Below are 6,649 nucleotides of genomic sequence, written 5' to 3'. Positions count from 1 at the left end.
GCGTGTCGGGACGGGCCGTGCTCGGCCAGCACGAACCGGCCGCCGGGCACCAGCACCCGGTAGGCCGCGCGGGCAGCCGCCGCCGGGTCGGGGATCGAGCAGAACGTGAACGTGGACAGCGCCATGTTGGCGCTGTGGTCGGGCCTCGTTCGATCCAGGCGCGCAGCTGCCCGGTGAACTCGGCCCGGGTGTCGTCGCGTTCCCGTTCGATGGTGTCGGCGTCGAAGGATGCCCAACGTGCCCCCGCTTGGGCTGCGGTGTCGTGCACCGCGCGGAGTGCGGCGGCCTTGCTCGCCTCCCGCGCCACGGTGTCCTGATAGGAGTCGTGGATCAGCGCTGGGTTGAGGCCGCGTAGCGGATCGGTGATGGTGCGCGGGGGCTGCTGCAGCGGACCATCGGGCCCGATCGCGCGGGGGCCGGTGTCTGGGCCGTGCAGGGTGTGCTCGATCGCCAACCCGGCGGCGACGGTTCCCAGGGTCAGTTCCATCTAGGTTGGCAGCGCCAGCTCGGGGGGCGCCGCGCCAGCGGGGCCTCGCCGGTTGGTGGAACGCGTAGCCGACCTTGGTCTCGGGGTGTGGATCTGCGGGGTGGGTGGCGCGCAAGGAGTAGCGCCCGGCGAACGCGGTGTTGGGGTAGGCCGCGGTGAGCAGCTCCTGGATCGTGCCCTTGAAGCTGTTGTCGACCACGGTGACCGCAGACCCGGGCTGGTGCACGGGCACGCCGGCGTCGCCGAGGTAGTCGGTCAGCGCCTGGAACGCGCCGTCGACTTCCGAGGGGTGCACGCGGGCGCGGACTCGGAACTCCTCGACCTCGGAGAAGTCCGCGTCGGTGTGGCGGTCGAGGTCCTGTAGGGCGGCCTCGACCACGACTCTAGTGACGACGATCTCGGGATCCAGTCCACGGACGGCAGCGGCGTAGGAGTGTCCGTCGCGGCCCAGGAACACGATCCGTCGGCCGGGGCCGGCGGCGACGTCGTCGCGCAGGTCCTCGAGCATTTGCCCTTCCCCCTGGGGTAAGGGGCTACTCATGGCAGTGGCGGGCTCGACCCGGGTCCGTGGATCGGGAAGACGAGCGAGAGGAGACTGCTATGGCTGCGACCATGGTGGAGCAGCGTTACCAGGCGGCTCTGGATGCGTGTGCCAAGTGTCGGGAGTCCTGCGAGGCGTGCCATTACAACTGTTGTCTGCCTGCGGGGCGCACCGACTGCGGGCGGATGTGTGTGGACTGCGCGGAGATCTGCAAGCTGCTCGGGACGCTGCTGGCCCGGGGGTCGGCGCTGGCGCCGAAGGTGGCCCAGCTGTGCGCCGAGGTCTGCGACGCCTGCGCCGAGCTCTGCGAGCAGAACGACGCCGACTACTGCCGCGCCTGTGCGCAGGCGTGCCGTGAGTGTGCCCGCCAGTGCCGCGCGATCGCCGAGGGCGTGTGATCGCCTGATCAGCTGGGGGTGGAGCACTGCCGCTGCAGTGCTCCACCCCGCTGCTGACCCGAACCTGCACCCCCGGCGCCGCGATCGTGGCCTCGTCTTATGTCGGGACGGGCGGCAATGAGGCCCTCTTACTATGGGCGCCTGCCGGCAGGGTCGCGAAGCTCCGTGGATGGGTCCGCGGCCGACAGGATCGAGCACAGTCCGGACGGCTCTTGGCCTCGGTCGGTCTCGTCACGTAGTTCGACGATCCGCTGCCGCAAGGCGGCCATGCTCTGCATCGTCGAGTCGATCTCGGCGACCCGTTCGTCGAACATGTCTATGACGCGGCCGCACGGCGTTTGGCCCGTGCGCTGCAGTTCGAGCACAGTCTTGATCTCGTGCAGGCGCAGGCCGGCAGATTTGGCGCGGGCGATGAAGTCCAATACCTCGAGGTCCTCGTCGTGGAAGAGTCGGTTCCCGGTCGATGTCCGAGCGGTCGGGGGCAGAAGGCCCCGGGCCTCGTAGAGCCGGATCGCCTTGGCGCTCACCCCGGACCGTGCCGCGGCCTGGCCGATGCTCACCGGCCCGTTGTCGCTCATCCCTGGCCTCCCACATGATCACTGGCTTCCAGCAGGTTCGGGGCGCCTGGGTGTGCTTGCCCGAATTGTTCTGCGCCGGGTGCCGACCGTCGTTCTTGCGGTGTCTCGTACATCCCCGGGGGGTGTTCTATAAGCCGAGAGCGAGGGTGAGCGGGGGCAGGCACAGGACGAGGGCGGCCGCTGCCAGCGACCCGATCACGGTCATGGCCCCTGCGCTGATCGGGATCGGGTTGGTGGGCGCGGCGGTGTCGGTGAGCGCGGCGATCCGCGCGTCGATCGCTGAACTGGCCACGGGGCCGAACGCGGTCGCACCTGGCGGTGCGGTCGCGACCATGCCCAGCAGGGCCCCGGCCAGCGCGGGCGCGCCGGCGCGGTGGACCGCGGCGCGGTCCGCGGCGAGCTCGGCTCGCAGGCGGCGGCGACGGTCCCAGTGCCGGACCAGGGGGGCGAAGAACAGCACATCGGCTCCCGCTCGCCGCAGGATGGCGCGCAGCGGGTCGCGGCGCCGGGCGTGCGCGTCCTCGTGGGCCAGGACGGCGGCGAGCTCGTCGGCGGCGAGTCGCTGCACTGCACCGAGGGACACATACAGCCGCGGGCGCCAGAGCCCGGCGCAGAACGCGAGCTGATCCCCGGTGGCCAGGCAGACGACGCGGGAGTTACGGAGCCGGGCGCCGGCCGCGGTGAGCGCCGGCGGGGCCGGGACCCGGTTCAGGGCTCGTACCCGGCGGGCTACGGCGCCGCCGAGCCACGCGACGCGCACCGCGGCCGCGCCGGCCAGGATGGCTGCGGCCGCGGGGACGGCGTCTGCGGAACACGCCCGGAGCGGCATCTGCCCGCAGCCGAGAGCGGTCAGGGCGGGGAGGGCGCCGGCCCCCCACAGCAGCGCCGCTCCCACCACCGAGACGAGGATCGAGAGACCCCCGTAGCCATGCAGGCGGGGTTGGGGGCGCCCCCGGCTGGTGGTCACGACCGGCGCAACCGGTGCAGGGAGTCGCGCTGCTCAGGGCTGAGCGCCTCCAGGCGCAGTGCGAACGCCGCGAGCGCGGCGTCGCCGTAGCGCTCGACCACGCTGGCGGCCTCGCGCTCGCTCTCCACCGCCATGAACGTCGCCGGGTTCCCGGCGGCGCGGTAGTGGTGTGAGCGCCGGCCCACGGCGGCGGCCGCGTGCAGCAGGCCCTTGTCGGCCAGGCGTCGCATCGTGGTCAGCACGGTGGTGTAGGCCAGCTCCGGCATCAGGTCGTGCACGTCGTGCACGGTGAACGGCGGGCTCACCTCACCGATCCACACCGCACGCATGATCCGCGCCTCCAGCCGGCCAAGGACGTCGAGCGCCTGCTCGAGTCCCGGGTCGCCGGCCTCCCGATCGCTCGTGGGCATCCGCGCCTCCGATCCGCTGCACCGTCCTCCGATGCGCCCCAACTTACCAACCGCCCCCGTATGTACTATCGGCCGGTAGTTGATATCCGGAGGTGTGCTCGCTCCGGGGCCGGGCACGAGCAGGATGATCATAGGGAGACGATCGCGGTGACGAACGGGATGGCCTGCTGCAGCGCAGCGCCAACCTCACCGACGACCGAGCCTGGCCTGTTGTCGGTGGTGGCTCGCTACTGGGTGGGCCCGATTCCCGGCGATGAGCCCGCGCTCCCGTATCGCGCCACCTGTCACCGCTCGCCGAGGAGGACCGATGGGCAAGACCACCCCGCGCCCGGCCGCCCCACCGCACCGCAGGCAGTGGTGGGTCCGCATCGGGTTCGCCCTCGGGGCGGTCCTGGTGGTGCTCGGCGTGATCGGGCTCGCGACCCGGCCGGCGGAGGTGTCCCCGCTGGCTCCGCTGCCGACGGCGAATGGGTACGGGGCGACGACGGTGCCGCCGTGGCCCGGCCCCGCCGACCCCGCACCCGGGATGCGGGCGGCAGGGCTCCCGATCAGTGACATGAGTGCCATGGCGCAGCATTTCCACGCCCACCTCGACGTGATCGTGGCCGGCCGGCCGGTGCCGGTCCCGGCCGATCTCGGCGTCGATCAGGCGAGCGGGCAGATGTCGGCACTGCACACCCACGACGCAACCGGGCTCGTGCACGTGGAGTCGTCCGACCCCGGCGGGCGCTACACCCTGGGCCAGCTGTTCAACGAGTGGAACGTCGCCCTCGACGCCACCCGGATCGGCGGCCTGCGCGCCGGTGCCGGGATGACGTTGCGCGGGTTCGTCGACGGTGTCGAGGTCCCCGGCAACCCTGCCGCGGTCGAGCTACGCGATCACCAGCAGATCGCGCTGGTCTACGGGCCTTCCGGGAGCCCGGTGACGCCGCCGGCGACCTACGATTTCAGCAACGCCTGAACCTGCCCCGGAGAGGTCGCGGCCCAGGGCGCGCACCTCGGCCAGGGTGCGGTCGATCTCGGCGATGCGCTGATCATGCGGCCCGGTGCCCTATTCACACGGGACGGCGCCCCCGCGTCGACAGGAACCGCACCGAGCGGTCGAACGAGCCCGCAGGCGCCCCGATCGGCAGCCGGGTCCGCGGAGGCACCCCATCCGGTAGGCCCCCTTGTCGCCATCCCAGGAGGAACAACCCCGTGAACCTGACCGCTGTGTTGCTCACCGGCCTGTTGGCTGGGGGTGTGACCTGCGCGGCCGTCCAGGGCGGCCTGCTCGCCGGGTTGATCACGCGCCAACGGGCTGCCACCGCCGCCCTGGCCCCGGCCGGCACCCGGCCCGCCCGCGTCGAGCGCGACGAGCCCGCCGACACCGCGCCGCCGGTCACACGGCGGTGGCAGTCCCTGGTCGACGACCTGGCCCCGGTCGGTGGGTTCCTCACCGGCAAACTCCTCTCCCACGCGATGTTGGGCGGGTTGCTCGGGGCCCTCGGCAGCGCGGTGCAGCTGTCCGTCGGTGCCAGCGCCGCCCTGCAGCTGGTCGCCGGCGCGGTCGTCCTGGTCTTCGGGCTCGCCCAACTCGGGGTGGCCGGGTTGCGCCGGATCGTCGTCGAACCTCCGCAGAGCTTCGGTCGGCTGGTCCTGCGCAGCAGCCGCTCACAGGCCGCGTTCGCTCCGGGGCTGCTCGGGCTGGCGTCGGTCCTGATCCCGTGTGGGGTGACCCTGTCGGTCGAGGCCCTCGCGCTCACCTCCGGCTCTGCGCTGGCCGGCGCCGTGACGATGGCCGTGTTCGTGATCGGTACCAGCCCGCTGTTCGCGGTCCTGGGCTACGCGGCCCGTAAGGCCGCGACCGCATGGCGGGGCCGACTCGCCCTGGCTACCGGCGCCGTCGTTGCCATCATGGGCCTGTTCACCCTCAACGGCGGACTCGAGCTCGCCGGCTCCCCGGTGGCGGCCAGCCGGGTGACCGCCGCCCTCGCCGGGCCCGACTCCTCGCCCATTCCGTCGGCCGCGACGGTGGCCGAGGGCCGCCAGACCGTCGCCGTCAGCGCCAACCCCGGCGGCTACACCCCCGCCCGGACCCAGGCCAAGGCCGGCCTCCCCACGACCTTGGTCATCACCTCCGACCAACCCACAGGCTGTGTCCGGTCGTTCACCATCGCCGCACTCGGAGTGCAGCAGATTCTGCCGAGCAGCGGCGAGACCCGCATCGACCTCGGTGTCCTCGCGCCGGGAGCCCTCGCCTACGCCTGCGGCATGGGCATGTACACCGGAACCATCACCGCCAGCTGACCCCGCGGTTCCGGAGGCCCACTGATGACCACGACCACCCTGCAGCTCAACGTGCGAGGGATGCACTGCGGCAGCTGTGCCCTGCTCATCGACGACGCTCTCGCCGACCTACCCGGCGTGCTTGCGAGCCAGACCTCCACCAAGGCGAAGCGCAGCACCATTACCCACGACGAACGCACCGCCCACGTCGCGATCATCGCGGTGATCGAGAAGCTGGGCTACCGGGCCGACCCGGCCACCGTGTAAGCCACAGCAGAGCACGGTCGCCAGGGTGTCGTTTTCCTGCGGCGTCCCGCCGCCGCTCGACCCGCGCGATGTCGTTGCGCTGTCCGAACGTGCACGCCGCGGCTGCAGGTCGACGGCGCCCACGGCTCCACCCAGGTTCCACCCCATAGCCGATGCCGGTCGCGACCGACGACGCGATGATCGCAGGGTCGCCGACGGCTCGGCTCGCGCGACGACACTGCACCACCGATTCGCTGCACCACCGATCTGCACTGCGGAACCCAGGGGAGACGGACATGCATCAGCCCGACAACCGCCAGGTGGCCCAGATATTCGATGCGGTCGCGGGCCGCTACGACCGGCAGATGAGCGTCCTGGAACGCCTGTTGTTCGACGGGTCGCGGGCCTGGGCGGTGTCTCGCGCCCGCGGCCGCGTCGTCGAGATCGCAGTCGGAACCGGCCTCAACCTCCCGCTCTACTCTCCGCTGGTATCCCGCGTGGTCGGGGTCGAGTTGTCCGAGGGGATGCTGGCACTGGCCAGGCAACGTGTCGACGATGAGGCCCTGGACCGGGTGGAGCTGCGCCAAGGCGATGTCCAGGACCTCGACCTTCCCGACCACAGCACCGACACGGTGCTGTCCACGTTCACGTTCTGCTCGATCCCCGACCCGGCGGCGGCTGCCCGCGCGGCCTACCGGGTGCTGGTGCCCGGCGGCCGGTTCGTGCTGGCCGAGCACGGCCCGTCCCGACACGT

At 72.0% G+C, this 6,649-nt stretch carries 10 protein-coding genes; 6 read left to right on the top strand and 4 right to left on the bottom strand.

All coding sequences use genetic code 11. The features are described 5' to 3' along the window. The coding region (locus tag I4I78_RS28225) for a methyltransferase domain-containing protein (protein WP_308252410.1) at positions 1-686 on the bottom strand (686 nt) is incomplete at its 3' end. 21 nt (positions 687-707) lie between these two features. Here I4I78_RS28225 and I4I78_RS34005 point away from each other — a divergent pair. Next, positions 708-851 carry a hypothetical protein gene (locus tag I4I78_RS34005; protein ID WP_308252411.1) on the top strand — a complete coding sequence of 48 codons (144 nt, stop codon included), beginning with the start codon at positions 708-710 and terminating at the stop codon, positions 849-851. Positions 852-1,213: 362 nt separating this feature from the next. After that, the gene (locus I4I78_RS28220; protein WP_218614542.1) at positions 1,214-1,426 is read left to right on the top strand and encodes a hypothetical protein; all 213 of its coding nucleotides are present in this window, start codon (positions 1,214-1,216) and stop codon (positions 1,424-1,426) included. Between the two features lie 131 nt (positions 1,427-1,557). Here I4I78_RS28220 and I4I78_RS28215 read toward each other — a convergent pair whose 3' ends face one another. From I4I78_RS28215 to I4I78_RS28205, 3 genes are all read right to left on the bottom strand, one after another. Beyond that, on the bottom strand, positions 1,558-2,004 hold the full coding sequence (locus I4I78_RS28215) for a MerR family transcriptional regulator (RefSeq protein WP_218614541.1): 447 nt from the start codon (positions 2,002-2,004) through the stop codon (positions 1,558-1,560). 127 nt (positions 2,005-2,131) lie between these two features. Continuing rightward, the gene (locus tag I4I78_RS28210) at positions 2,132-2,902 is read right to left on the bottom strand and encodes a M56 family metallopeptidase (RefSeq protein ID WP_218614540.1); all 771 of its coding nucleotides are present in this window, start codon (positions 2,900-2,902) and stop codon (positions 2,132-2,134) included. Between the two features lie 65 nt (positions 2,903-2,967). Then, positions 2,968-3,381, bottom strand: coding sequence for a BlaI/MecI/CopY family transcriptional regulator (locus tag I4I78_RS28205; protein ID WP_218614539.1), 414 nt, complete (start codon positions 3,379-3,381; stop codon positions 2,968-2,970). Positions 3,382-3,688: 307 nt separating this feature from the next. Here I4I78_RS28205 and I4I78_RS28200 point away from each other — a divergent pair, with 307 nt between their 5' ends. The 4 genes from I4I78_RS28200 to I4I78_RS28185 all read left to right on the top strand — a co-directional run. Continuing rightward, entirely contained in the window at positions 3,689-4,342 is a 654-nt protein-coding gene (locus I4I78_RS28200; RefSeq protein WP_218614538.1) for a hypothetical protein, read from the top strand. A gap of 236 nt (positions 4,343-4,578) precedes the next feature. Continuing rightward, entirely contained in the window at positions 4,579-5,670 is a 1,092-nt protein-coding gene (locus tag I4I78_RS28195) for a sulfite exporter TauE/SafE family protein (protein WP_308252409.1), read from the top strand. Positions 5,671-5,694: 24 nt separating this feature from the next. Further along, positions 5,695-5,916: a heavy-metal-associated domain-containing protein gene (locus I4I78_RS28190; RefSeq protein WP_226380592.1), complete on the top strand. Its 222-nt coding sequence runs from the start codon at positions 5,695-5,697 to the stop codon at positions 5,914-5,916. A gap of 152 nt (positions 5,917-6,068) precedes the next feature. Then, positions 6,069-6,649: class I SAM-dependent methyltransferase (locus I4I78_RS28185; protein ID WP_218614537.1), on the top strand; the 581-nt coding region annotated here is incomplete at its 3' end.

The sequence above is a fragment of the Pseudonocardia sp. KRD291 genome, from assembly GCF_019263595.1.
Taxonomy (GTDB): domain Bacteria; phylum Actinomycetota; class Actinomycetes; order Mycobacteriales; family Pseudonocardiaceae; genus Pseudonocardia.
This window is presented reverse-complemented; position numbering and strand designations above follow the sequence as displayed.